The sequence below is a fragment of the Extensimonas vulgaris genome (assembly GCF_003337425.1).
Classification (GTDB): Bacteria; Pseudomonadota; Gammaproteobacteria; order Burkholderiales; family Burkholderiaceae_C; genus Extensimonas; species Extensimonas vulgaris.
The window spans coordinates 259,583-282,455 of the sequence record NZ_QPJU01000001.1 but is presented as its reverse complement, the minus strand read 5'-3'; the positions used below and the strand labels follow the sequence as shown (position 1 = coordinate 282,455).

The window sequence follows — 22,873 nt, the reverse complement described above, 5'->3', positions numbered from 1 at the left end:
CTACTTTTCTTCCCATTCAACGACTTCCCATTCCCTTGCAAGAAAGAAACCCATGAGCGACGCAGATTCCGTGCTGTACGAAGTGCGCGATGGCATTGCCACCGTGAAGATCAACCGTCCCGAGATGCGCAACGCGCTCTCGCCCGCCGCCGCGAATCGGCTCTATGAGTGCTGGGACGCCGTCGACGCCGACAAGGACGTGCGCGTGGCCATACTCACTTCGTCCGACTGCGGCACCTTCTGCGCGGGGCTGGACCTGCGCGAAGCCGCGCGCGTGAAGAAAGAGGAGGGCGTGGACATCCTCACCAAGATGAAAGACCCGTTCCACAGCCGCCAGCGCCGCGTGGCCAAGCCCATCATCGCGGCGATGACGGGGCATTTGATCGCGGGCGGCATGATGCTGAGTTTGAACTCCGACCTGCGCGTGGGCCTCAAGGGCACGCAGGTGGGCATCACCGAAACGCGCATCGCCGGGCGCGGCAGCCCCTGGGCGATTCCACTGCTGTGGATGCTGCCGCAGCCGCTGCTCATGGAAATGGTGCTGACGGGCGAGCTCTACCCGATCGAGCCTTTCCATGAACTGCGCTTCATCAACTACCTCGAAGACACGCCCGACGCCGTGCGCGCACGCGCGCAACAGCTGGCCGAGCGCATCCGCGACAACGCGCCGCTGTCGGTCATGGCGGGCAAAGAGGCCATCCTCACGGCCATGAGCGCGGGCTGCGAGGCCGGCATGGCGCTCGCGCACAACATCTACCGCGCGGCGTACGCGAGCGAAGACGCACAGGAAGGCCCGCGCGCCTTTGCGGAAAAGCGCAAACCTGTCTGGAAAGGCCGCTAAAGGCCGGGTGCCGCACCACAACGAATGGAGACACAAATGAACCCAGCGCAAACCGCGCCCAGCCTCGAACAACGCCGCGCCGCCCTTGCGCGGCGCATTCCGCAATGGACGCGCCTCTCCATAGGTGACTGGTTCGACCGCCTCGCGGCCGAATTCGCCGAGCGCGAGCACATCTATACGCCCGAGAGAAGCTACAGCTACGCCGAGTCGCGCCAGATCGTCGATCGCCTTGCGAAGAGCCTGATGGCGCTGGGCGTGCAGCGGCGCGACCACGTGGCCATGCTCTTTCCCACGGTGCCCGAGCTCGCGTTTTTGCAGCTCGCCGTGGCCAAGATCGGCTGCGTGTGCGTGCCGCTCAACGAGCGCATGGGGGCCGTCGATCTGGCCTACCAGGTGCGCCAGTCCGACAGCGTGTGCCTGATTGCGATGGACCACTGCGAAGACCGGCACTACATCGACAAAATCCAGCAGATGCTGCCCGAGATGCAGGGCGCGCCGGGCAGTTGGCGTGCCGAATCCTTTCCGCGCCTGCGCCACGTGGTCGTGCAGTCGCCGTCGGGCGCGCGCTACGGCGGAGCGCTCGATTGGGAGGCGTTTTTGCGCCTGGGCGATGGTGTTTCCGACGAGGCGCTGCGCTCGCGTCAGGAAGCCTCGCGCTACCCCGACGAAGTGGCGCTGATCTGCTACACCTCAGGCACCACGGGCAGCCCCAAGGGCGTGATGGTCACGCACGACATGCTCATGCGCAGCGCCTACAGCGCAGCCTACAGCCAGGGCCTCATCGAGGGCGAGCGCATCGCAAGCCCATTGCCCTTGCACCACATGTTCATTTACGTGGAGGGTTTTCTGGCCTTGCTGTTCGTTGGCGGCACCTACATTCCGCAGGCCTTGTTCGACGCCGGGGCTTTTTTGCAACTCTTGGAGCAAAGCCGGGCCACGCGCATCGAGAGCGTGCCGACGATTGCGGTGGCGCTGCTCAATCATCCCGATCTGCCCCAGCGCAAGCTCTGCCTGCGCGCCATGAAAAACGCCGCCGCGGCCACGCCGCTGTGGGTCTGGGAGGCTTTGCAGCGCGACATGGGCATCACCGAAATGGTGACCGGCTGGGGCATGACCGAGACCTCGGCCGCTGCCATGTACACGCCGTTTGGCGCCTCGCTCGAAGTCATCACCAACACCGTGGGCCTCGAAAAGCCGGGCGGCGTCGCGGGACTGGAGGAGTTTGGCGGCAACCTGGTCGAATGCAAGCTCATAGACCCTTCGACCAAGGAAGACCTGCCGCCCGACGCCCCGGAGGGCGAGCTCGCCGTGCGCGGCAACATCGTCACGCGCGGCTACTACAAAAAACCCATAGAGACCGGCGAGGCCATAGACAAGGACGGCTGGCTGCGCACGGGCGACGTGTTTGCCCGCCGCAGCGACGGCTACTACCTCATCACCGGCCGGGCCAAAGACTTGTACAAAATCGGCGGCGAGCTGGTCGCGCCCAAAGAAATCGAAGAAATGATAGGCCAGCACGAGGCCGTCAACCAGGTCTATATCTGCGGCGTGCCCGACGAGCGCATGGGCGAGGTCGGCGCGGCCTTCGTGCAGTTCAAGGCCGGGCGCAGCTGCACCGAAGAAGAGCTCACCACCTTCGTGCAGACGCGCGTGGCGCGCTTCAAGATTCCGAAGTATTGGGTGTTCGTCGAGGACTTCCCCATGACGGCCTCGGGCAAGGTGCAGAAATTCCTCCTGCGCCAGCTCGCCTCGGAAAAGTTCGGCCTGCACGAAATCCGCAACCACACGACGTCGCGATAGCGCAGTCGTGACGCCACACGGGCGTCACACCAGCAAAACCCTTCAGGAGACAACCCACCATGAATGCACCCACCGCAGACTTTGCCCTGCAACTCAACCTCGCGCAGCGCGTCAACGTCGGCGACATGCTCACGCGCAGCGCTGCGCGCGACCCGCACAAGACCGCCCTGGTCGAAGGCGCGCGCCGCATCAGCTACGAAGAGTTCAACCAATGGGTCAACCGCACGGCGCACGGCCTGCTCGCGCTCGGCTACCGCCAGGGCGACGCGCTCGCGCTGATGTCGGGCAACTGCATGGAGTTCCTCGTCACCTACTACGCCTGCGCCAAGATCGGCGTGGTCTGCACGCCGCTGAATTTGTTCTGGCGTCAGGGCGAGCTCAGCTACGTGCTCGGCCACGCGCAGGTGCGCGGCGTGGTGGCGCAGCAGCGCTGGCTCGGTGAATTGGCGCTGGTGCTTGGCGACCTGCCGGCGATCCGCGACCTGATCGTCATCGAAGGCCCCGCGCCCGCCGACATCGCGCTGCCGCAGCGCGTGCAGGCGCAGTCGCTGGCGCAGCTCGGCGCGGGGCGCGCGCAGACCGATCCCGAAGTGCTGGTGCAAGACCGCGCGCCACTGTCCTACCTCTACACCAGCGGCACCACTTCGGCGCCCAAGGGCGTGGTCGGCAGCCACCTGGCGATCTACCTGGAGACGCTGGGCGTCATCATCGACACCGAGCTCAAGGCCAAAGACAAGGTCGTGGCCATGATGCCCATGTTCCACACGGCGCAGCTCAACGCCTTTTGCACGCCCGCGATCGCCTCGAACGCCACGCTCTACATCCTCGAAGCCTTCGACCCCGTGGTGCTGCTCGACCTGATAGAGGCCGAGCAGATCACCATGTTCTTCGGCCTGCCGATGATGTTCCGCGCGCTGCTCGAAGAGCAGGAGCGCAAGCCGCGCAAAGTCTCCAGCCTGCGGCGCGCCGTGTACGCGATGGCGCCCATGCCCGACGACGACCTGCGCCGCCTCATAGACGTGTTCGGCTGCGAGCTCTCGCTGATGTTCGGCCAGACCGAAATGAGCCCGGCCTCGACCTGCTTTCGCCCCGAGCACCAGCTCTCGCATCCGGGCGCCATCGGCACGGCCGGCATCAACGTGCAGATCGGCATCATGGACGATGCCGGCAACCTGCTGCCGCGCGAGCAGTCGGGCGAGATCGTCTATCGCAGTCCGCACCTGCTGACCGAATACCTGCACGACGAGAAAGCCACGCGCGAAGCCTTTCGCCATGGCTGGTTCCATTCGGGCGACGTGGGGCACTTTGGCGCGGACGGCATGCTCTGGTTCGAAGACCGCCACAAGGACGTGATCAAGTCCGGCGGCGAGAACGTCGCCTCGATCGAGGTCGAAAAAGCGCTCTACGCCGTCGAGCCCAAGCTCGCCGAGGTCGTGGTCGTGGGCCTGCCGCACGAGCGCTGGGGCGAGGCCGTGACCGCCGTGGTCACCGTGCGCCCCGGCGAGACCATAGACCCCGACGAATTGCTGGCCAAGGTCAAACAAAAGCTCAGCCCCTTCAAATGCCCCAAGGCGGTCGTCGTCGTCGATGCCATGCCCAAGACGGCCACGGGCAAGATCCAAAAAAACCAGGTGCGCAAAGACTTCGCGTCGTATTTCAACCGTTAGGCGGCGCCGCTGCCCCGTTTTTATAAGCAAAATTGGCCTCTAGCCCTTATGTATCAAGCGCTAGCAGCTATTAAAAGAGAAGTTTTTTTCGCAAAGGAGCCACTCCATGCAAGCATCCACCGCTGCCGACATCGCAGCGCAAAGACGTGCCGCGCTGGCGCAGCGCGTCCCAGTCTGGCAGCGCCTGACCATGGGCGATTGGTTCGACCGCCTGGCTGCGCAATATGCCGAGCGCGAACACATCTACACGCCTGAAAAAATCTACACCTATGCCGAGTCGCGCCAGATTGCCGATCGGCTCGCGAAAAGCCTGATGGTGCTCGGCGTGCAGCGGCGCGAGCACGTGGCCATGCTTTTCCCGACGGTGCCCGAGCTCGCTTTTTTGCAGCTTGCGGTGGCCAAGATCGGTTGCGTCAGCGTGCCGCTCAACGAACGCATGGGTGCGGTCGATCTGGCCTACCAGGTCAAGCAATCCGACAGCGTGTGCCTGATTGCGATGGACCATTGCGAAGACCGGCACTACATCGAAAAGCTCCAGCACATGCTGCCCGAGATGCAGGGCGCGCCGGGCAGTTGGCGTGCCGAATCCTTTCCGCGCCTGCGCCACGTGGTCGTGCAGTCGCCGTCTGGCGCGCGCTACGGCGGCGCTTTGGACTGGGAAAGTTTTCTGCGCCTGGGCGATGGGGTTTCGGACGAAGCGCTGGCCGAGCGCCAAAAGGCCTCGCGCTACCCCGATGAGGTGACGCTGATCTGCTACACCTCGGGCACCACGGGCAGCCCCAAAGGCGTGATGCTGACGCACGACATGCTCATGCGCAGCGCCTACGGCACAGCCTGGAGCGAGTGCTATGACGACGCAGAGCGTCTCGCGAGCCCATTGCCGCTGCACCATATTTTTGGCTACAAGATCGGCTTTTTGTCGGTGCTGTTCGTCGGTGGCGCGTATATCCCGCAGGCCTTGTTCGACCCTGGCAAGTTTTTGGCCTTGCTCGAAGCCAGCAGGGCGACGCGCATCGCCAGCGTGCCGACCATTGCCGTCGCGCTGCTCAACCATCCTGACCTCAAAAAATACGACCTCAGCAGCCTGCGCGCCATGATCAATGCGGCTGCGCCGACACCGCTGTGGGTCTGGGAGGCGCTGCAGCGCGAATTGGGCATCAAGGAGCTGTTCACCGCGTGGGGCATGACCGAAGTCGCCGGCGCGGCCATGTACACGCCGTTTGGCGCGCCGCTCGAACTCATCAGCACGGCAGTGGGCAAAGAAAAGCCCGGTGGCGCCTCCGGCGTGGAAGAGTTCGGCGGCCTGCAGGCGCAGTTCAAGCTCATAGACCCTTCGACCAAGGAAGACCTGCCGCCCGACGTGCACGAAGGCGAACTCGCCGTGCGCGGCAACATCGTCACGCGCGGCTACTACAAAAAGCCCATGGAAACCGGCGACGCCATCGACAAGGACGGCTGGCTGCGCACGGGCGACATCTTCCGCCGCCGCGAGGACGGTTATTTCGAAATCACGGGCCGGGCCAAGGATTTATACAAAATCGGCGGCGAGCAGGTCGCGCCCAAGGAGGTCGAAGAAGTCATTGGCCAGCACGAGGCCATCAACCAGGTCTATATCTGCGGCGTGCCCGACGAGCGCATGGGCGAGGTCGGCGCGGCTTTCGTGCAATTCAAGAGCGGGAAAACCAGCAGCGAAGAAGAGCTCACGGCCTTCGTGCAAGAGCGCGTGGCGCGCTTCAAGGTGCCCAAATACTGGATGTTCGTCGAAGAATTCCCCATGACGGCCTCGGGCAAGATCCAGAAATTCATGCTGCGCAAGATCGCCATAGAGCATTTCGGCTTAGGGGGTAACGCCACACCCAGCGCACAGCGGCGCTGAAAACACTCCGGCCCGCTGCGGCAATCGCATCCCAGTGGCGGGCCGCAGCGGTCAAAAACCAAAAGCCTGCGTTTCATCGCAGGCTTTTGTTTTGCGGGCGATGCCGCTTATGGGCCGACTTTGCTCTGCAGTTCCGCCACGCTCTCGGGGTTGACGAGCGAAGACAGGTCGCCCGGGCTTTCGCCCTTGTAGACGGCGCGCACCACGCGGCGCATGATTTTCATGTTGCGCGTCTTGGGCAGATCGTGCACGAAGACGATTTGCTTGGGCCGGTACGAGGCACCCATGCCATGCACCACCGCTTGCGAAAGCTCGGCTTCGAGCGCTGCATCGGGCTGCACGCCCGGCATGGGCACGCACACGCAGACGATGGCCGAGCCTTTGATTTCGTCAGGTACGCCCACGACCGCAACCTCGGACACCTTGCCCGTTTGGGTCAGCAGGGTTTCGATTTCCGACGGACCTGTGCGCTTGCCCGAGATTTTGATGGTGTCGTCGCTGCGCCCGAGGATGTAGTAAAGCCCGTCTTCGTCCTGCATGGCAAAGTCACCGTGCACCCAGACGCCGGGGATGATGCGCCAGTAGCTGTCGAGGTAGCGTTCGTCGTCGTTCCACAGGCTCTTGGTGAAGCCGATGTTGGGATTGCGCAAAATGAGCTCGCCCACTTGGCCGCGCGGCACGGGCTTGCCGCTTTCGTCGACGATGTCCACGCCCGCACCTAGGCCGCGTGCACCGAAAGAGCCGGGGCGCATCGGGTGGATCATGGTGCCGGTGAAGTTGCAGCCGCCCACTTCGGTGCCGCCCACGATGTTCATGATGGGCAGGCGCTTTTTGCAGACGTGGTCGAAAAACCAGCGCCAGGGCGCTTCCGTCCAGGCCTCGCCGCCCGAGCAGGTCACGCGCAGCGAAGACAGGTCATAGCGCTCGACCTCTTCGTCGCCATAGCGCATGAGGCTGCGGATCAGCGTGGGTGCAACACCAAGGTAGGTGACCTTGTGGTCTTGCACCAGGCGCCAGAAGCGGCCTGTGTCGGGGAAGTCGGGCGTGCCTTCGGCCACGAGCAGGCTGCCGCCGAAATAGCTCGGCACGCAGGCGCACATCGCGCCTACCATCCAGCCCATGTCGCTCATGAAAAAGAAGCGGTCGGAGGGCTTGAAATCAGCGCAAATGTGCATGTCGCGCGTGACCATGGAGCCGAGGAAGCTCACGTGCGTCCACACGCAACCCTTGGGCTTGCCCGTGGTGCCCGAGGTGTAGAGCAGGACGGCGGCGTCGTCGGCAGCCATCTCGGCGGTGGGCAGCTCGCTCGGCTGCTGGGCGACGAGGCTGGCCCAGTCATGGTCGCGCCCCGGCGTCATGGGGCAGGGGATGGCGTCGCCCAAGTGGCGCAGCACCAGCACATGCTGCACGCTGGGTACCTCGGCCAGCGCTTCATCGAGCACGGACTTCATGTGGCCCGGCGTGCCGCGGCGCCAAGTGCCATCGACGGTCAACACCACCTTGGCCTGGCCGTCGTTGAGGCGCGAGACGATGGGCTGCGGTCCGAAGCCCGAAAACAGCGGCATCAGGATTGCGCCGATCTTCAGCACGGCAAAGAACGCGATGAAGGTCTCGGGCAGGTTGGGCATGTACAGGCCGACGCGGTCGCCGCGCTGCACGCCCAGCGACTGCAGTGCGGCGGCGAGGCGGCAGACCTCGGCGTCGAACTGGGCATAGGTCAGCGTGCGGCGCTGCTGCGGGTCTTCGCCCTCCCATTCGAGATAGACCTGGTTCCACACGGGCGTGCCGCGGTGGCGGTCGAGGCAGTTGAGCACCACGTTGGTCGTGCCACCCACGCACCAGCGCGCCCACTCTATGCCGCGCGACATGTCGAGCATTTGCGTGTAGGGCTTGTAAAAGCGAAAGTCGCAAAACTCGAACACCTGCTGCATCAGCCAGGCTGGGTCGGCGTCGGCGCGCGCGGCCAGCGTGTCGAAGTCCGGCATGCCGGTTTTGTGAATGAAGGCAGTTAGCCGAGCAGAAGCGATGTCCTCCGGCGTCGGCACCCAGGCAAACGGTTGTTTGTTAGAATTCATGGCGCCATCCTAGCGCATTTGCGCGCGCGAGTCCAGCAAATCGGGGTGGTATTACCCAAGGACGAGCCACCCCATGCATGTCGATGAAGCCATCACGAGCCGCAAGTCCGTGCGGCGTTTTCTGCCCAAGCCTGTCGAGTTGCCCGTGCTCGAGCACATCCTGCGCGTCGCCGCGCGTGCGCCCAGCGGCAACAACGTGCAGCCGTGGAAGGTCTATGCCGTGGCCGGCGAGGCGCGCGAGCGGCTGTGCCAAGCCATCTACCACGCCGCGCAGCATGAGCCCGATCGCCACCATCCGGAATACGCGTACTACCCCACGACCTGGGTCGAGCCCTACCTCGAACGGCGCCGCCGCTGCGGGCTGGGTTTGTATGCGAGCTTAGGCATAGGCCGCGACGACAAGCGCGCGCGCGAGCAGCAGATGCTGCGCAACTACCTCTTCTTCGACGCCCCGGTGGGCCTGCTCGTGACCATGGACCGGCGGCTGAACACGGGCAGTTTCATGGACCTGGGCATGTTCATCCAGAGCATCATGCTCGCCGCGCGCGGGCAGGGCCTGCATACCTGCGCGCAGGCGGCCTTTGCCTGGTACCACAAGATCGCACGCGAGCAACTGCCCATCAGTGAGCATGAAATCCTCACCTGCGGCATCGCGCTGGGCTACGAAGACCCCTCTGCGCCGGAAAACGCCTTCATCACCGAACGTGCTTCTCTGGAAGAGTTTGCGAGTCTGTACGGTTTCTGAGCGTGCGCAGCGCAAAGCAGGGATAACCCGGGTGGAAATGGGGGGCAGAGCCAAGCACAGTCTGGGCGCCGTCTTGGCAAGCGCCGCAGACTGAAGGCTGGGCATCCAGCGCAGCAGACCTTGGCGGTGTGCGCGGCGGCAACAACCCATCCACCCAACAAAAGAGGAGACAAACCATGATCCTGCACAGTGCCGAGGCATTGCAGCGCTACACCCAGAGCGGGCACTGGGGGCAAGGTACCTTGCTCGATCACTTCTACGACACGGCAAGGCAGGAGCCCGAGCGCGTGGCGGTGGTCGATCCCGCAGATCGGCCCGATCTCGTCGGCACCGCGGCACAAAAATTCAGCTACCGCGAGTTTGCGGCCATGGTCGATGCCATTGCCACGGGCTTGCTCGACTTGGGGCTGCAAAAAGATGAAATCGTCGTGGTGCAACTGCCCAACGTCTGGGAACTGATCGCCATGTATCTGGCCGTGAGCCGCGCTGGCGGGATACTCTCGCCCATGCCCGTCCAGTGGCGCGACAACGAATTCCAAAACGTCAAGAACATCACGCAGGCGCGTTTCTTCTTTGGCTTGCCCGAGTTCAAGGGCGCCGAGCCGATGGCGATTGCGCAAAAATTTGGTTTCACAGCGTTCCCCATGGCACGCATCGACGAGATGGCGCACGGCGCGGCCGACAAGGCCCGGCTCGACGCCATCCACATCGATGCCAACGACATTTTCAGCCTGTGCTGGTCTTCGGGCACCGAAGCCCTGTCCAAAGGCTGTCCGATGTCGCACAACAACTGGATTTTCCAGATGAACCTGATTCGCAAGACGGCCGACTTGCGCCCAGGGGACAGGGTGCTCGCGACGGCACCCGTGGTCAACATGACAGGCGTGGGCACCTGGCTGGTTTCGCTCGCGGTGGGCGGCACCACCTTGCTGCATCACCCGCTCAATATGCCCTTGCTTTTGCAGCAGATGATGCACGAGGAGGTGCACTTCACCCTGCTCGTGCCGGCCGTGCTCAACTTGATCCTCAAACTGCCGCAGGTCGATCAGCTCGATTTTTCGAATGTGCGCTGCATCGCCGCAGGTTCTTCGCAGCCTTCACGCTGGAGCATGGAAGAGTTCAAGCGCCGCTGGAACATCGAAATCGTGCATGGCTGGGGGCAGACCGAAGGCACGGCGATTTTTGCGGGCGCCAAGGACGTGCCCGAGTTTTCCAAACGCGCCGATCACTTTCCGTGGTGGGGCTGCCCTGGCGTCGAGTGGCCCTCGGGCATTCGCGGCGTGGAGCTCAAGCTCCTCGACGAATTGGGCGCCGAATGCACGCAGCCCGGGCAGGTGGGTGAGCTTGCCTATCGCGGCCCGAACGTATTCGCAGGCTATTACCGGCGCCCCGACCTGGCCCAAAGCACATTTACGCCCGACGGTTTTTACCGCACGGGCGACTTTTTCGTCGTGCGCGATGCGCACCACATCGGCTTTTTCGATCGCAAAAAGGACATCATCATCCGCGGCGGCTTCAATGTCAGTGCGGCCGAGGTCGAGAATCTCGTGCTCACGCACCCCGGCGTGCAAGAAGCCGCAGCGATCGCCGTGCCCGACGAGATCATGGGCGAAAAAACCTGCGTCTTCGTCGTTCCCAAAGACAAGGCGCATCCGCCTACGCTCGAGGACATCGTGACGCACCTCAAAGGCATCGGCGTCGCCGCGTACAAGCTGCCCGAGCGCATCGAATACCTCGACACGATCCCGCGCAACCCCGTGGGCAAGATCCTCAAAGCGAATTTGCGTCAAATCGCCTTGAAAGGCGCATAATCATTGCGCTATAAGCTACTTTTATAGGAGTAATCATGATCCTGCATTCCGCCTCCACCATAGACCATTACACCGCCTCGGGCTTTTGGGGGAGCAAAACTTTGCTCGATCTGCTCGCCCAGCATGTCGCCGACGTGCCGCAGCGCCCCTGCGTCGTCGATACGCCCGATCGCGCCGAGTTGATAGGCACGCCCGCCACCGCAGTGACGTGGCAGCAGTTCGGTGCCGCGGTCGATGCAATCGCGACGGGTTTGCTGCGCCGTGGTTTGCAAAAGGATGAAGTCGTGGTCGCGCAGCTGCCCAACGTGTGGGAGCTGATGGCGCTGTATTTCGCCGTGGCGCGCGCTGGCGGCATTCTTTCGCCCATTGCGATGCAGTGGCGTGACTCCGAATTGCGCAACGTGGCCGAGGCCAGCCAGGCCCGGCGCTACATCGGCGTCAAAGACTTCAAGGGGTTCGACCACATCGCGATGGCGCAGCATGTAGGCTACGAGACCTTGGCGCTCGAAGAGATCACCGCCATGGCCGCGCAGGCGCCCGATCCGGCGCTGCTCGCGCGCGTCAAGCTCGATGCCAATGACATTTTCAGCCTGTGCTGGTCCTCGGGCACCGAGTCGCACTCCAAGGGCTGCCCGATGTCGCACAACAACTGGTTTTCCCAGATGCGGCTGATCCCCGAAGTCGTGGGCATACAGGAGGGCGACCGCGTGCTCGCCCCCGCGCCCATGGTCAACATGACCGGGGCCGTGGCGTGGATGAGCTGGCTTGCCGGCCGTGGCACCCTGCTGTTGCACCACCCGATCAACGTCGAGCTGCTGATCCGCCAGATGCTCACGGAAAACGTGCAGTTCACCATCCTGGTGCCCGCGATCCTGAACATGATCCTCAAGCTGCCGAACGTGGACAGCCTCGATCTGTCGTCGATTCGCTCGATCGCTACGGGTTCGGCGCCGCCGTCGCGCTGGAGCATGGAGGAGTTCAAGCGCCGCTGGAACATCGAAATCTGCAACCTCTGGGGGCAGACCGAAGGCACGGGACTGATCGCCGGGCCGCTCGACGTGCCCGATTTCGCGCAGCGCAGCGACCATTTCCCCTGGTGGGGCAAGCCCGGTGTCGAGTGGCCGTCCAAGGTGCAGGGCATACAAATCAAGCTGCTCGACGACGCCGACGTCGAATGCACGCAGCCCGGCCAGGTGGGCGAGCTCGTCTATCGCGGGCCCAACGTGTTCGCGGGCTACTACCGCCGCCCCGACCTCGCGCAGAACTCGTTCACGGCCGATGGCTTCTTTCGCACGGGCGACTACTTCATCGTGCGCGACGAGCGCCATGTGGGCTTTTTCGACCGCAAGAAGGACATCATCATCCGCGGCGGCTTCAACATCAGCGCCGCCGAGGTCGAGAACCTCGTGCTCACGCACCCCGGTGTGCAAGAGGCTGCCGCGGTGGCCGTGCCCGACGAAATCATGGGCGAAAAAACCTGCATCTACGTCGTGCCCAAGGACAAGGCACACCCGCCCACGCTCGAAGACATCGTCGCGCACCTCAAGCAGATCGGCGTGGCCGTTTACAAATTGCCCGAGCGCATCGAATACATCGATGCGATCCCGCGCAATCCCGTGGGCAAGATTTTGAAGGCGCAGCTGCGCCAGCGCATCACCAAGGCATGAAGCTCAACACCGAAAGGAATCCATGGCTACCTCTCCCACTGCGAACCGAAGTCTGCGCGGCAAGACGGCGGTCATAGGCTGCGGCATCTCTGCCGTGGGCCGCGTACCCGGCAAGAGCGCCCTGGCGCTCGCTGCCGACGCCGCCTACAAAGCCCTGGCCGATGCCGGCCTCAAGAAAACCGACATCGACGGCGTGCTCTCGAGCCACGCCTTTGCCTCGCCGTTCCACCGCTTCAGCGTCGCCATCAGCGAATACCTGGGCATACAGCCCACGTTTTCGAACACCTTGCAGGTTTCGGGCGCCACCGCGGCGACCATGTTCAACGTCGCTGCGGCTGCCATCCACGGCGGCCTGGCCGAGACGGTGCTCATCGTCGGCGGCGACAGCCTGCTCACGGGCCTCTCGCCCGACCTCGCGCTGCGCTCCATGACCGAGAGCCGTGACCAGCAGTACGAAATGCCCTTCGGCATCCCGGTGGCCAACACCTTTGCGATGACGGCGCACCGCCATATGCGCGACTTCGGCACCACGGCCGAGCAGTTCGCGCAGGTGGCGGTGATCCAGCGCGAGCACGCGCGCCGCACGCCCGGCGCACAGATGACCGAGCCGCTTACGGTCGAGGACGTGCTCAACTCCGGCATGGTCACCACGCCCTACCACAAGCTCGACTGCTCGCTCATCTCCGACGGCGGCGCGGCTTTCATCGTGACCTCGGCCGAGCGCGCCAAGGCGCTGGGCATTCCAAAGCCGGTTTACATCCTCGGCGGCGGCGAGTGCTACACGCACGAGCACATCTTCCTCATGCCCACGCTCACGACCACCGGCGCTGTGCAATCGAGCGCCAAGGCCTACGCGATGGCGGGCTACGGCCCCAAGGACATGGACGTGGCCGGTGTCTATGACTGCTTCACGGGCACGGTGATCATGATGCTCGAAGACCTGGGCTTTTGCCCCAAGGGCGAGGGCGGACGCTTCGTCGAAGACCGGCAGATGACCTACGGCGGCGCGATTCCGTGCAACACGCACGGCGGGCTGCTGTCGTTCGCGCACTCGGGCATGCCCGGGGCCTTGTTCCATTTTTACGAGGTGATCCACCAGTTGCGCGGGCAATGCGGCGAGCGCCAGGTGCAGGGCGCTGAGCTCGGCCTAGTGCACAGCCTGGGCGCGGGGTTTGCCACGCAAGCCACGACCATCCTCGGCACGGAGGCCACACTGTGATCAATCCCAAAGAAGCCCACATCAAGCCACTGCCCATGCCCGATGCCGATTCCGAGGCGTATTGGCGCGGCATTCGAGAAGGCAAGCTGCTGCTGCAGCATTGCAAGCAATGCGGCCACGTGCAGTTCTACCAGCAGGCCATCTGCCGCGAGTGCGGCAGCGAGCACTTGGAGCATCGCCCCGCGAGCGGGCGCGGCACCGTGCACTCGTTCAGCGTGGTGTACCGCGCGCCCGGCCCGGCCTTCAAGCACGACACGCCTTACGCCGTGCTGCTGGTCGAGCTCGCAGAGGGGCCGCGCATGATCAGCTCCTTCGTCGGCGACGACCCGCTCGCCGTGACTTTCGACATGCTGGTCGAACTGGTGTGCGAGCCCGTGGGCGATACGGGCGTCGTGCTGCCGCGCTTTCGCGCGGCGCGGTAACAGCGAAACTTGGTTTGCCCACAAAAAAAGCGCCGTATGCCGGCGCTTTTTGCTGCGGGGACTTTACGCAGACTCGAGCACGCGCGCGAGCAAGGCGCCCTCGGCGGGCCCTTCGAGTGGAATGCGCACGCGCACCGGGCTGCCCTGGGCGCATTGCACGGGCTGGCCCTCGAGGTCGACCATCTGCGTCAGGCGCAGCAGGCGGTTGCCGCTCGGGTGGATGACTTCGAGCAGGTCGCCCACGTCGAAGCGGTTTTTCGTTTCCACCTCGGCCCAGCCATCGCCCACGGCGCGCACCTCAGCGACGAACTGGCTGCGCCGCGCCGTGGAGTGGCCGGTTTCGTAGTTCTGGTAGTCGTGCATGGGGCGGCGCTCCAAAAAACCGCTCGTGTAGCCGCGGTTGGCCAGGCCCTCGAGTTCGGTGATCAGCGTCGGGTCGAACGGCCGCCCGGCCACGGCGTCGTCGATCGCGCGGCGATACACCTGCGCCGTGCGCGCGACGTAGTACAGGCTCTTGGTGCGGCCCTCGATCTTGAGCGAGTCCACGCCGATTTCCACCAGCCGCTGCACGTGCTCTACGGCGCGCAAATCCTTGCTGTTCATGATGTAGGTGCCGTGCTCGTCCTCCATGATGGGCATGAGCTGGCCGGGGCGCTCTTTTTCTTCGAGCAGATAAACCTGGTCGGCGAGCGGGTGGCGTGCGCTGCCGCCGCAGGCCGCAAACGTGGCCTGCGCCTCTTCCTGCGCCTGGTTGAAGCTGAAGTCGGCTTCCATGGGCTGGGCGATGGGCTCGCCGGTGTTGGGGTCGAGCGCGGCGGGGCGCGTCTGGTAATTCCAGCGGCAGGCGTTGGTGCAGGTGCCCTGGTTCGGGTCGCGCCGGTTGAAGTAGCCCGAGAGCAGGCAGCGGCCCGAATAGGCGATGCACAGCGCGCCGTGCACGAACACTTCGAGCTCGATGTCGGGGCATTCCTCGCGGATTTTGGCGACCTCGTCGAGGCTCAGCTCGCGCGAGAGGATGATGCGTGCGATGCCCACCTTCTGCCAGAACTTCACGGCCGCGTAGTTCATGGTGTTGGCTTGCACCGAGAGGTGGATGGGCACCTCGGGCCAGCCGCCGTGCTCCATTTTTTCGAGCACGAGCATGATCAAGCCAGGGTCGGCCATGATGAGCGCGTCGGGGCGCAACGCGATCACGGGCTCGATGTCGCGCAGGTAGGTGCGCACCTTGTCGTTGTGTGGCAGCAGGTTGCTCGTGACGAAGAATTTTTTGCCGCGCGCGTGCGCCTCGGCGATGCCTTGCGCGATTTGCTCGAGGCGGAATTCGTTGTTGCGCGCACGCAGGCTGTAGCGCGGCTGGCCGGCATACACGGCGTCGGCGCCAAAGTCGTAGGCCGCGCGCATTTTGTCGAGCGAGCCGGCGGGCAGCAGCAGTTCGGGGCTTCGGAGGGTCATGGGGCGATTGTCCCAAACATCGGGAAACGAGCGAAAACCCATGCGCCGGCAGGGGCTCAATCCTTGGGCCGGAACACGATCACGAGCGACGGGGGCACGCGGCCGTCGATGTCGCGCGGCAGCGTCTCGGTTTTTTGCAGCGCGCGCAGCACGGCATCGTCCCAGGCCTTGTTGCCGCTGGACTGCAGCAGGCGCGTGCCGACGATGGTGCCGTCGGGCGCGGTGCGCACCTCGACTTCGGCGCGCGGGTTGCCGACGATTTCGTCTGGATAGACGATGTTGGGCCTGACCTTGGCCACCACCTTGCCGGCATAGCTGCTCGAGGGGCCTAACGGCCCGGCGCTGCGCAGGTCTTTGCCCGTGGCGGTGGCGTCGCCGTTCGCACCGGCCAGGCTTTGCATGCGGCGCAGGTTTTCTTGGCGCTGCGCTTCGAGCTGGCGTGCCAGCGCTTCGGCCTTGCGCTTGTCTTCGGCCTGTTTTTTCTGCTGCGCAAGCCTTTCTTGCTCGGCTTTCTCGCGTTCGGCTTTCTCGCGCTCTGCCTTGGCACGCGCGGCTTTTTCCTGCGCGGCTTTTTCCTGAGCTGCTTTTTCTTTTTCTCTTTGCTCGCGCTCCCTTTTTGCTTGCGCACGCTTTTCCTCGCGGGCCCGCTCCAGCGCCTGCTGGCGGGCTTGCTCCTCGCGTTTTCTTTGGCGCTCCAAGGCGATGTCGGCGTCGTGCGTGTCGGGCGCGGCCATAGGGACGGGCGGCAGCGGCTTGGGCACATGCGGTGCCGGCGCTGGCTCCGGTGATGGTGGCGGCGGAGGTGGAGGTGGCGTCATGCGTGGCGCTGCCTGCTGCGGCAGTGCGGCCCAGAGCTCGGCTTGCACGACGGTCTGCTCGCTGCTCGCCTTCCAGCGCACACCCCAGGCCAGTGCGGCGAGCAGCAAGGCATGTGCGAGCAGCGACAGCAGCACGGCCGCCCACCGTCCGGGCGGGGGCGGCGGCGCAAGAGGCTCGCGATCCATGGTGCTGGGCATGGCGTTCGATAGGGCCGCAGGGTCGAGCCCTTCAGCCACCGCCTTGCGTGACCGACAGGCCCACGCGCTGTACGCCGGCTTTTTGCAACGCGCTCATGGCCTTGACCACGGTTTCGTAAGTCACGCTTTTGTCAGCCGCAATGATGACTGCGGCTTGTTCGTCCGCCTGGTCTTGTTGCCAGCGCAACGCGGCTTCGGCGGCTTCCTTTTCGCTCACGCTGCGCGTGCTGCCGTCGGCCTTGAACTGCAGGCGGCCGTCCTTGGCGATGAGCACGGTGGCGTATTTGACGGGCTGGCGGTTGGCTTTGCCGACCTTGGGCACGTTGATGGTGCCGGGCGTGAGCATGGGCGCCGTCACCATGAAAATGATGAGCAGCACCAGCATCACGTCGATGAAGGGCACCATGTTGATTTCATTGATGGTGCGGCGGCCGCGGCCGCGCGAAGCCAGAGCGGGCATCGATGGTTCCTTGGCGTCTCGTTGGTTTCAGCCGCCCGACGCCGAGGTGGCGGCGCTGGATGCAGGTGTGCCCAGGTTGCGCTGCAGGATGTTGGAGAACTCTTCGATGAAGGTCTCTTGCTGGAGGGTCACGCGGTCGATGTCGTGTGCAAAGCGGTTGTAGGCGAGCACGGCCGGAATGGCAGCAAAAAGGCCGATGGCCGTGGCCACAAGGGCTTCGGCGATGCCGGGCGCAACCGTGGCGAGCGTGACCTGCTCCATGCCTGCAAAGCCGGTGAAGGCGTGCATGATGCCCCACACCGTGCCGAACAAGCCCACGTAGGGCGAGACCGAACCCACCGAGGCCAGCAGCGAGAGGCCGGATTCGATCACGTCCATCTCGCGCTGCAGGCTCGCGCGCATGGCGCGGCGGGCGCCGTCGAGCAGCGTGCCCGGGTCGCTGATACGGCGCTCGCGCAGCTTTTGGTATTCACGCATGCCGCTCGCGAAGATGCGTTCCATGGGCCCGCCCTGGCGGGCGTTCTGCGCCGCGCTGGCGTACAAGTCGTTCAGGCTGGTGCCGGACCAGAATTCGCGCTCGAAGTCCTCGTTGAGCGCCTTCACGCGCCGCACCGTGATGAGCTTGCGAAAAATTGTGCCCCAGCTGGCGATCGAGACGCCCAGCAGCAGCAGCATGACGAGTTGCACCACCCAGCTGGCGTGCAGCACCAGGGTGAGGATGGACATGTTTTGTGCATTCATGAAAGTCGTTCCAGAAGCCAAGGGGGGATGCGCGCAGGACGCAGGGTGGAGGCATCGACCCAGCCGATGCGGATGACGGCTTCGACCAGTAAAGATGCCGTCTGCTGCGCGGCCTGCTCTGTTTTGAGGAGTACCTGTTGTAGCATGGAAAGCGATGCGCGCCCTGTTTCCTGCACTTTGGCGGTGACGATCAGCGCATCGTCGAGGCGCGCCGGGCGCAGATAGCGCAGGTGCGAGTCGGTTACGACAAAAACGCCGCCGGTTTGTTCCCGCAGCGTACCCTGCTCGACGCCCCGTGCGCGCAGCCATTCAGTGCGCGCACGCTCGAAGTATTTGAGGTAGTTGGCGTGAAAGACGATGCCGCCGGCGTCGGTGTCTTCCCAGTACACACGGACCGGCCATTCGAATGCCATGGATGCACCTCCTGTGCGTCGATTGCGCTCGTCCTCTCAGCCCAGCAAGCTGTGCAGCCGCGCCACGGCTTCCTGCAACTGGGGTAGCGCGTTGGCCGTGGAAAAGCGCACGAAGTGCTGCGTCTCGAAGCTGCCAAAGTCGCGCCCCGGCGTCACGGCCAGGTGGGCGCGGCGCATCAACTCCAAGGCGAAGTCCCAACTGCCCTGCACGCCCAGGCGTGCAGCCGCGGCGCTGCAGTCAGCCCAAGCATAAAACGCGCCATCGGGTATCACGGGCACGGCAAGGCCCAGCGCCTGCAGCTCCGGGATGAAATAGTCGCGCCGCGCCTTGAATTCGGCGCGGCGGCGCTCGTATTCGGCGATGCTGTCGGGCTCGAAGCAGGCCAGCGCCGCGTGCTGCGCCACCGTGTTCGCGCAGATGAACAGGTTTTGCGCGAGACGCTCCACCACGGGCACCATGGCTTCGGGCACCACCATCCAGCCCAGGCGCCAGCCCGTCATGTTGAAGTATTTGCTGAAGCTGTTGATGCTGATGAGGTCTTCGCCCAGTGCGAGCGCGGTCTGGCCGTACGTGGCGTCGTAGGACAGGCCAAGGTAGATCTCGTCGATCAGCGTGATGCCGCCGTGCGCCTGCACCACGGCGTGGATGCGGCGCAATTCGTCAGGGGCGATCGAGGTGCCCGTGGGGTTGGAGGGCGAGGCGAGCAGCACGCCGCGCGTTTTCTCGCCCCAGGCGGCCTGTACCTGCGCGGCGCTGAGCTGAAAGCGCTCCTGCGCCGTGGCGGGCAGCAGCACGGCGCGGCCTTCGGCAGCGCTCACGAAGTGCCGGTTGCAGGGGTAGCTCGGATCGGGCATGAGGATTTCGTCGCCCGCGTCGATCAGCGCCAGGCAGGCGAGCTGCAGCGCCGCCGAAGCCCCCGCCGTGACCACGATGCGCCGCGCCGGCACGCTGACGCCAAAGCGCTCCTGGTACCAGCCGCTGATGCGCTCGCGCAGCGCATCGAGGCCGAGCGCGGGCGTGTATTGCGTGCTGCCCGCGTGGATGGCGCGCACGGCGGCTTCTTGCACCAGCGGTGGGGCCGTGAAGTCGGGCTCGCCGATGTTGAGAAAAATCATGGGCGAGCGCGTGCCCGCGAGAGCGCGCGCCTGCGCCTGCGCGGCCTTGGCCACCTCCATGACGTAAAACGGCTCTATGCGTGCGGCGCGAGTGGAAAACTTCATGTGGGTCGCTTCGGAGCCGAAGGGGCTTAGTCGTGGGTGGCGTCGGGCTGCACGGTGGCGGGCACGGGGCGCGGCCCCTGGCTTTGTGGCCGTGGCTTGGACATGGCCTTGTCCGCAGCCACCTCGCCAGCGCGCAGGCGCGGTGCCAAGCCGTTGAGCACTGCGTTGACGTATTTGTAGCCGTCGGTGCCGCCAAACTCCTTGGCCAGTTCGATGCACTCGTCGAGCACCACGCGCCAGGGCACGTCCAGGCAATGCTGAAACTCATACGCGCCTATCCACATCACGGCGTGCTCGATCGGCGAGAGCTCGCCCAACGGCCGGTCGAGCTGCGGCGCGATGAGCGCGTCCAGGTCCTGCGCCGTCTCAATGCAGCCGTGCAGCAGTGCGTCGTAGTGGGCCGCGTCGGCCTTGTGAAAGCCTGCCAGGTCGCGCGTGAAGGCGTCTATGGCTGCGGCCTCGTTGTGTCCGACGAGGTGCTGGTACAGCGCCTGCAGCGCAAACTCGCGCGCGCGGCTGCGCTGCGGCTTCGAGGCCGCCTTGCGCGCGCCGTTGCTCTTGAGGCCGGTGCGCGTCTGCTTCGGGGGACGGGCCGGGCGCACAGTGGCGTCGCTGTCGCTCATCACAAGTCCTCCAGCAGGCGCGCCATTTCCACGGCCACGCGCGCGGCGTCGCGCCCTTTGCCGGTCTGGCGCGCCTCGGCCTGCGCCGTGTCTTCGGTGGTCAGGATGGCGTTGGCGATGGGAATCTGGTAGTCGAGCGCCACGCGCGTCACGCCCGCGGCCGACTCGTTCGCGACGAGCTCGAAGTGGTAGGTCTCGCCGCGGATCACGCAGCCCAGCGCGATCAGCGCGTCGTAGCTTTCGCTCTCGGCCAGCGCCTGCAGCGCGAGCGGCACTTCGAGCGCACCGGGCACGCGCACGAGGTCTATGTCTTCGGCGTCCACGCCCAGCGCCAGCAACTCATCGCGGCAGGCGGCCGCCAGCGCGTCGGTGATGCCTTCGTTGAAGCGCGCCTGCACCATGGCGATGCGCAGGCCCTGCCCGTCGAGTTCGAGGGCGCTGCCTTGTTCCGCGTCTTGCATGCTTTACTCCTTCGCTTTGGCGATGTAGCCGGTGATTTCGAGACCGTAACCTACCATGCTCGGCATGCGGCGCGGCTGACCCATGAGTTGCATTTTGTGTACGCCGCACTCGCGCAGAATCTGTGCGCCTATGCCATAGGTGCGCAAGTCCATGCGGCCGCGCTCGGGGGCCTGGGTGGCGCGCGCAGTGCCTTCAAACTGGGCCAGCAGCTCGGCCGCGCTTTCGCCGCAGTTGAGCAGCACGGCCACGCCGCGGCCCTGTTGCTCGATGTACCGCAGGCTCTCGTCCAGGCCCCACGAGTGCATGGTGCGCTGCACTTCGAGCAAGTCGAGCACCGAAAGCGGCTCGTGCACGCGCACTGGTACGCTCTCGTCGCTGTGCCATTGGCCTTTGACCAGTGCAAGGTGCAGTCCCTGGCTGGGTTTGTCGCGGTAGGCATGCGCGATGAATTCGCCATAAGCGGTTTGCAACGGGCGACTGCCGATTCTTTCGATCAGCGACTCGTGGCGGCTGCGGTGCTCGATCAGGTCGGCGATGGTGCCGATCTTTAAGCCATGCTCGGCCGCGAACAGCTGCAGGTCGGGCAGGCGCGCCATGGTGCCGTCGTCTTTCATGACTTCGCAGATCACGGCGGCGGGGCTGCAGCCGGCCATGGCGGCCAGGTCGCAGCCGGCCTCGGTGTGGCCGGCGCGCATGAGCACGCCGCCATCGACCGCCTGCAGCGGAAAAATGTGGCCGGGCTGCACCAGGTCTTCTGGCACGGCGTGCGGTGCCACGGCGGCCTGCACGGTGCGCGCACGGTCGGCAGCGGAAATGCCCGTGGTCACGCCTTCAGCCGCTTCTATGGACACGGTGAAAGCCGTGGCGTGCTTGGTGCCGTTGCGCGTGACCATCGGCGGCAGCCGCAGACGCTCGCAGCGCTCGCGCGTGAGCGTGAGGCAAATCAACCCGCGCCCATACTTGGCCATGAAGTTGATGGCCTCGGGCGTAACATGGTCTGCGGCGAGTACGAGGTCGCCTTCGTTTTCGCGGTCTTCTTCATCGACGAGGATGACCATGCGGCCAGCGCGCAGCTCAGCCACGATGTCTTCCACGGGGGAAATGGGGGCGGGGGTGAGGGAGGTGTTCATGAAGCTCGGGAGAAGAAGTCGGCTGGGGCGGCTGTGTGCAGTGGTGGGCGACAGGCAGGGGCCGGCAATATCGGCATGCGGCAGAGCTCAAACCGCCTCTGTCGAGGTTGCGCAGTCTGGTGCGTCTGGCGCAAGCCACCCTACGCAGGGCGCCCGGTGAGGGGCGCGATTTTACCCGCACCGTTTTAGGGGTGGGCCGTCCGCCCAACCATGAGGATGGCCGTCGTACATCAGGCAAAAAGGGCCTCAAACCCTTCCTCGGGCGTAAAGCGTCCTTCGACGTGCAGCAGCCGCGTGGGGCCGGGCAGTGCACGTGCGGAGACGGAGTGTTTTGCGTCGCCGGGGTAGCACAGCACGCGCGTTCCATCGCGGTGGTAATGCTCTGGTTCGATGAGTGGCGGACGCTTGCTGCGCGCCTCCTGGAGCACGCTTTGCACATCCTTGTGGCGGGCCAGATGCGCCAGGCCCATGATCTGCGGCGGCGCCAGGTCTATGAGCCGGTCGCGGTACTGTTCGAGCGCGGTGCGTGGTGCGATCCAGACGCTGTCGGTGGTTTCCTCGTCGTCGTGCGCAGCCGTTTGGCCCTGTGGCGCTTCGGCGACGAAAAAGCGCGTGTCGAAGCGGCGCGTGGTGTTGATCGTGGGCGCGCGCGGCGTGATCCAGCGCGACCAGGGCACTAGCCGGCGTGTGGGTACGCGCAATTGCAGCGTACTCAGCACGTCGGCAAAAGACTGGCCCACGCGCAGCAGTTCCCGCGCCTGCGGCGCATCGAGGCGCGCCAGGTCGCCAGCGGCTTCGGCGAGCAGCAAGCCACATTCTTCGAGCGCCTCGCGCACGGCGGCAACGTACAGACCGGCGGCAGTGGCAGCGTCTATGCCGGGCTCGTTGAGGCCTTCGCGCAGGTTTTCGGGCGGCTGGTCGAGGAGCGACTCGGCCAGCGTCTGGTCGGCGTCATCGAGCTTGCCGCCGGGGAAAACGTACAGGCCCGGCATGTTGGCAGCCTGCGCCGTGCGGCGCAGCAGCAGCACTTCGAGGCCCGTGGGCGCCTGGCGCAGCAGCACCATGGAGGCGGCAGGGCGGGGTGTTTCGGCAAGGGGTGGGGTGGTGGGGGCTTGCATGGGGTGGAAGGCGTTAGAAAGAGAGTGCGGAGAGAGTGCGGAGCTTTGGCGGGATGTGAGGCACCGTCGAACTCGGCGGGCAGGCAATTTGCTGGCTGGCGCAGCCTACCATGC

Annotated in this window: 20 protein-coding genes; 9 read left to right on the top strand and 11 right to left on the bottom strand. The window is 65.0% G+C overall.

The annotated features are described in order from the left end of the window. The first annotated feature begins 52 nt into the window (after positions 1-52). The 4 genes from DFR45_RS01250 to DFR45_RS01235 all read left to right on the top strand — a co-directional run bounded on the left by DFR45_RS01250 (position 53) and on the right by DFR45_RS01235 (position 6,184). Positions 53-841, top strand: a complete 789-nt coding sequence (locus DFR45_RS01250) for an enoyl-CoA hydratase/isomerase family protein (RefSeq protein ID WP_114481882.1) — start codon at positions 53-55, stop codon at positions 839-841. 36 nt (positions 842-877) lie between these two features. Then, entirely contained in the window at positions 878-2,641 is a 1,764-nt protein-coding gene (locus DFR45_RS01245) for an AMP-binding protein (protein ID WP_158637001.1), read from the top strand. Between the two features lie 59 nt (positions 2,642-2,700). Next, positions 2,701-4,308 (top strand): AMP-binding protein, encoded by a 1,608-nt coding sequence (locus tag DFR45_RS01240; protein WP_114481880.1) that lies wholly within the window; start codon positions 2,701-2,703, stop codon positions 4,306-4,308. Positions 4,309-4,414: 106 nt separating this feature from the next. Further along, positions 4,415-6,184 (top strand): AMP-binding protein, encoded by a 1,770-nt coding sequence (locus tag DFR45_RS01235; RefSeq protein ID WP_114481879.1) that lies wholly within the window; start codon positions 4,415-4,417, stop codon positions 6,182-6,184. A gap of 107 nt (positions 6,185-6,291) precedes the next feature. Here DFR45_RS01235 and DFR45_RS01230 read toward each other — a convergent pair whose 3' ends face one another. Next, positions 6,292-8,259: an AMP-binding protein gene (locus DFR45_RS01230; protein ID WP_114481878.1), complete on the bottom strand. Its 1,968-nt coding sequence runs from the start codon at positions 8,257-8,259 to the stop codon at positions 6,292-6,294. A gap of 73 nt (positions 8,260-8,332) precedes the next feature. On the opposite strand from DFR45_RS01230, the gene DFR45_RS01225 reads away from it, so the two are divergent. From DFR45_RS01225 to DFR45_RS01205, 5 genes are all read left to right on the top strand, one after another. Beyond that, a complete protein-coding gene (locus DFR45_RS01225) occupies positions 8,333-9,004 on the top strand; it encodes a nitroreductase (RefSeq protein ID WP_114481877.1) in 672 nt (223 codons plus the stop codon). 176 nt (positions 9,005-9,180) lie between these two features. Further along, entirely contained in the window at positions 9,181-10,815 is a 1,635-nt protein-coding gene (locus DFR45_RS01220) for a class I adenylate-forming enzyme family protein (protein WP_114481876.1), read from the top strand. A gap of 35 nt (positions 10,816-10,850) precedes the next feature. Beyond that, positions 10,851-12,482 carry a class I adenylate-forming enzyme family protein gene (locus DFR45_RS01215; protein ID WP_114481875.1) on the top strand — a complete coding sequence of 544 codons (1,632 nt, stop codon included), beginning with the start codon at positions 10,851-10,853 and terminating at the stop codon, positions 12,480-12,482. Between the two features lie 22 nt (positions 12,483-12,504). After that, entirely contained in the window at positions 12,505-13,701 is a 1,197-nt protein-coding gene (locus tag DFR45_RS01210; protein ID WP_114481874.1) for a thiolase C-terminal domain-containing protein, read from the top strand. Further along, positions 13,698-14,123, top strand: coding sequence for a Zn-ribbon domain-containing OB-fold protein (locus tag DFR45_RS01205; RefSeq protein WP_174564700.1), 426 nt, complete (start codon positions 13,698-13,700; stop codon positions 14,121-14,123). Before DFR45_RS01210 ends, DFR45_RS01205 begins: the two co-directional genes overlap by 4 nt. Positions 14,124-14,186: 63 nt before the next feature. Here DFR45_RS01205 and trhP read toward each other — a convergent pair whose 3' ends face one another. From trhP to DFR45_RS01155, 10 genes are all read right to left on the bottom strand, one after another. Then, on the bottom strand, positions 14,187-15,575 hold the full coding sequence (gene trhP / locus DFR45_RS01200; protein WP_114481873.1) for a prephenate-dependent tRNA uridine(34) hydroxylase TrhP: 1,389 nt from the start codon (positions 15,573-15,575) through the stop codon (positions 14,187-14,189). A 56-nt stretch (positions 15,576-15,631) separates the two neighbouring features. Then, the gene (gene tolA / locus DFR45_RS01195) at positions 15,632-16,591 is read right to left on the bottom strand and encodes a cell envelope integrity protein TolA (RefSeq protein ID WP_114481872.1); all 960 of its coding nucleotides are present in this window, start codon (positions 16,589-16,591) and stop codon (positions 15,632-15,634) included. A 31-nt stretch (positions 16,592-16,622) separates the two neighbouring features. Next, a complete protein-coding gene (locus DFR45_RS01190) occupies positions 16,623-17,051 on the bottom strand; it encodes an ExbD/TolR family protein (RefSeq protein ID WP_114481871.1) in 429 nt (142 codons plus the stop codon). Positions 17,052-17,078: 27 nt separating this feature from the next. Then, positions 17,079-17,792, bottom strand: coding sequence for a protein TolQ (gene tolQ, locus DFR45_RS01185; RefSeq protein WP_114481870.1), 714 nt, complete (start codon positions 17,790-17,792; stop codon positions 17,079-17,081). Further along, positions 17,789-18,205, bottom strand: coding sequence for a tol-pal system-associated acyl-CoA thioesterase (ybgC, locus tag DFR45_RS01180; RefSeq protein ID WP_114481869.1), 417 nt, complete (start codon positions 18,203-18,205; stop codon positions 17,789-17,791). Before ybgC ends, tolQ begins: the two co-directional genes overlap by 4 nt. Before the next feature lie 36 nt (positions 18,206-18,241). Further along, entirely contained in the window at positions 18,242-19,426 is a 1,185-nt protein-coding gene (locus DFR45_RS01175; RefSeq protein WP_114481868.1) for a pyridoxal phosphate-dependent aminotransferase, read from the bottom strand. A 26-nt stretch (positions 19,427-19,452) separates the two neighbouring features. Beyond that, on the bottom strand, positions 19,453-20,049 hold the full coding sequence (gene nusB / locus DFR45_RS01170) for a transcription antitermination factor NusB (RefSeq protein WP_114481867.1): 597 nt from the start codon (positions 20,047-20,049) through the stop codon (positions 19,453-19,455). Continuing rightward, positions 20,049-20,510, bottom strand: coding sequence for a 6,7-dimethyl-8-ribityllumazine synthase (gene ribH / locus DFR45_RS01165; RefSeq protein WP_114481866.1), 462 nt, complete (start codon positions 20,508-20,510; stop codon positions 20,049-20,051). Before ribH ends, nusB begins: the two co-directional genes overlap by 1 nt. 3 nt (positions 20,511-20,513) lie before the next feature. Next, positions 20,514-21,641 carry a bifunctional 3,4-dihydroxy-2-butanone-4-phosphate synthase/GTP cyclohydrolase II gene (ribBA, locus tag DFR45_RS01160; RefSeq protein ID WP_114481865.1) on the bottom strand — a complete coding sequence of 376 codons (1,128 nt, stop codon included), beginning with the start codon at positions 21,639-21,641 and terminating at the stop codon, positions 20,514-20,516. A 230-nt stretch (positions 21,642-21,871) separates the two neighbouring features. Further along, positions 21,872-22,759 carry an NUDIX hydrolase gene (locus DFR45_RS01155; protein WP_114481864.1) on the bottom strand — a complete coding sequence of 296 codons (888 nt, stop codon included), beginning with the start codon at positions 22,757-22,759 and terminating at the stop codon, positions 21,872-21,874. Positions 22,760-22,873 lie beyond the last annotated feature (114 nt).

Excerpts from the sequence above, each read along its gene's own strand:
- tolA (WP_114481872.1), bottom strand. The coding sequence starts at position 16,591 with ATGCCCAGCACCATGGATCGCGAGCCTCTTGCGCCGCCGCCCCCGCCC.
- DFR45_RS01235 (WP_114481879.1), top strand. The coding sequence starts at position 4,415 with ATGCAAGCATCCACCGCTGCCGACATCGCAGCGCAAAGACGTGCCGCG.
- DFR45_RS01190 (WP_114481871.1), bottom strand. The coding sequence starts at position 17,051 with ATGCCCGCTCTGGCTTCGCGCGGCCGCGGCCGCCGCACCATCAATGAA.
- trhP (WP_114481873.1), bottom strand. The coding sequence starts at position 15,575 with ATGACCCTCCGAAGCCCCGAACTGCTGCTGCCCGCCGGCTCGCTCGAC.
- DFR45_RS01220 (WP_114481876.1), top strand. The coding sequence starts at position 9,181 with ATGATCCTGCACAGTGCCGAGGCATTGCAGCGCTACACCCAGAGCGGG.
- nusB (WP_114481867.1), bottom strand. The coding sequence starts at position 20,049 with ATGAGCGACAGCGACGCCACTGTGCGCCCGGCCCGTCCCCCGAAGCAG.
- DFR45_RS01250 (WP_114481882.1), top strand. The coding sequence starts at position 53 with ATGAGCGACGCAGATTCCGTGCTGTACGAAGTGCGCGATGGCATTGCC.
- ybgC (WP_114481869.1), bottom strand. The coding sequence starts at position 18,205 with ATGGCATTCGAATGGCCGGTCCGTGTGTACTGGGAAGACACCGACGCC.
- DFR45_RS01155 (WP_114481864.1), bottom strand. The coding sequence starts at position 22,759 with ATGCAAGCCCCCACCACCCCACCCCTTGCCGAAACACCCCGCCCTGCC.
- DFR45_RS01225 (WP_114481877.1), top strand. The coding sequence starts at position 8,333 with ATGCATGTCGATGAAGCCATCACGAGCCGCAAGTCCGTGCGGCGTTTT.
- DFR45_RS01245 (WP_158637001.1), top strand. The coding sequence starts at position 878 with ATGAACCCAGCGCAAACCGCGCCCAGCCTCGAACAACGCCGCGCCGCC.
- tolQ (WP_114481870.1), bottom strand. The coding sequence starts at position 17,792 with ATGAATGCACAAAACATGTCCATCCTCACCCTGGTGCTGCACGCCAGC.
- DFR45_RS01215 (WP_114481875.1), top strand. The coding sequence starts at position 10,851 with ATGATCCTGCATTCCGCCTCCACCATAGACCATTACACCGCCTCGGGC.
- DFR45_RS01175 (WP_114481868.1), bottom strand. The coding sequence starts at position 19,426 with ATGAAGTTTTCCACTCGCGCCGCACGCATAGAGCCGTTTTACGTCATG.
- DFR45_RS01240 (WP_114481880.1), top strand. The coding sequence starts at position 2,701 with ATGAATGCACCCACCGCAGACTTTGCCCTGCAACTCAACCTCGCGCAG.
- ribH (WP_114481866.1), bottom strand. The coding sequence starts at position 20,510 with ATGCAAGACGCGGAACAAGGCAGCGCCCTCGAACTCGACGGGCAGGGC.
- ribBA (WP_114481865.1), bottom strand. The coding sequence starts at position 21,641 with ATGAACACCTCCCTCACCCCCGCCCCCATTTCCCCCGTGGAAGACATC.
- DFR45_RS01210 (WP_114481874.1), top strand. The coding sequence starts at position 12,505 with ATGGCTACCTCTCCCACTGCGAACCGAAGTCTGCGCGGCAAGACGGCG.
- DFR45_RS01230 (WP_114481878.1), bottom strand. The coding sequence starts at position 8,259 with ATGAATTCTAACAAACAACCGTTTGCCTGGGTGCCGACGCCGGAGGAC.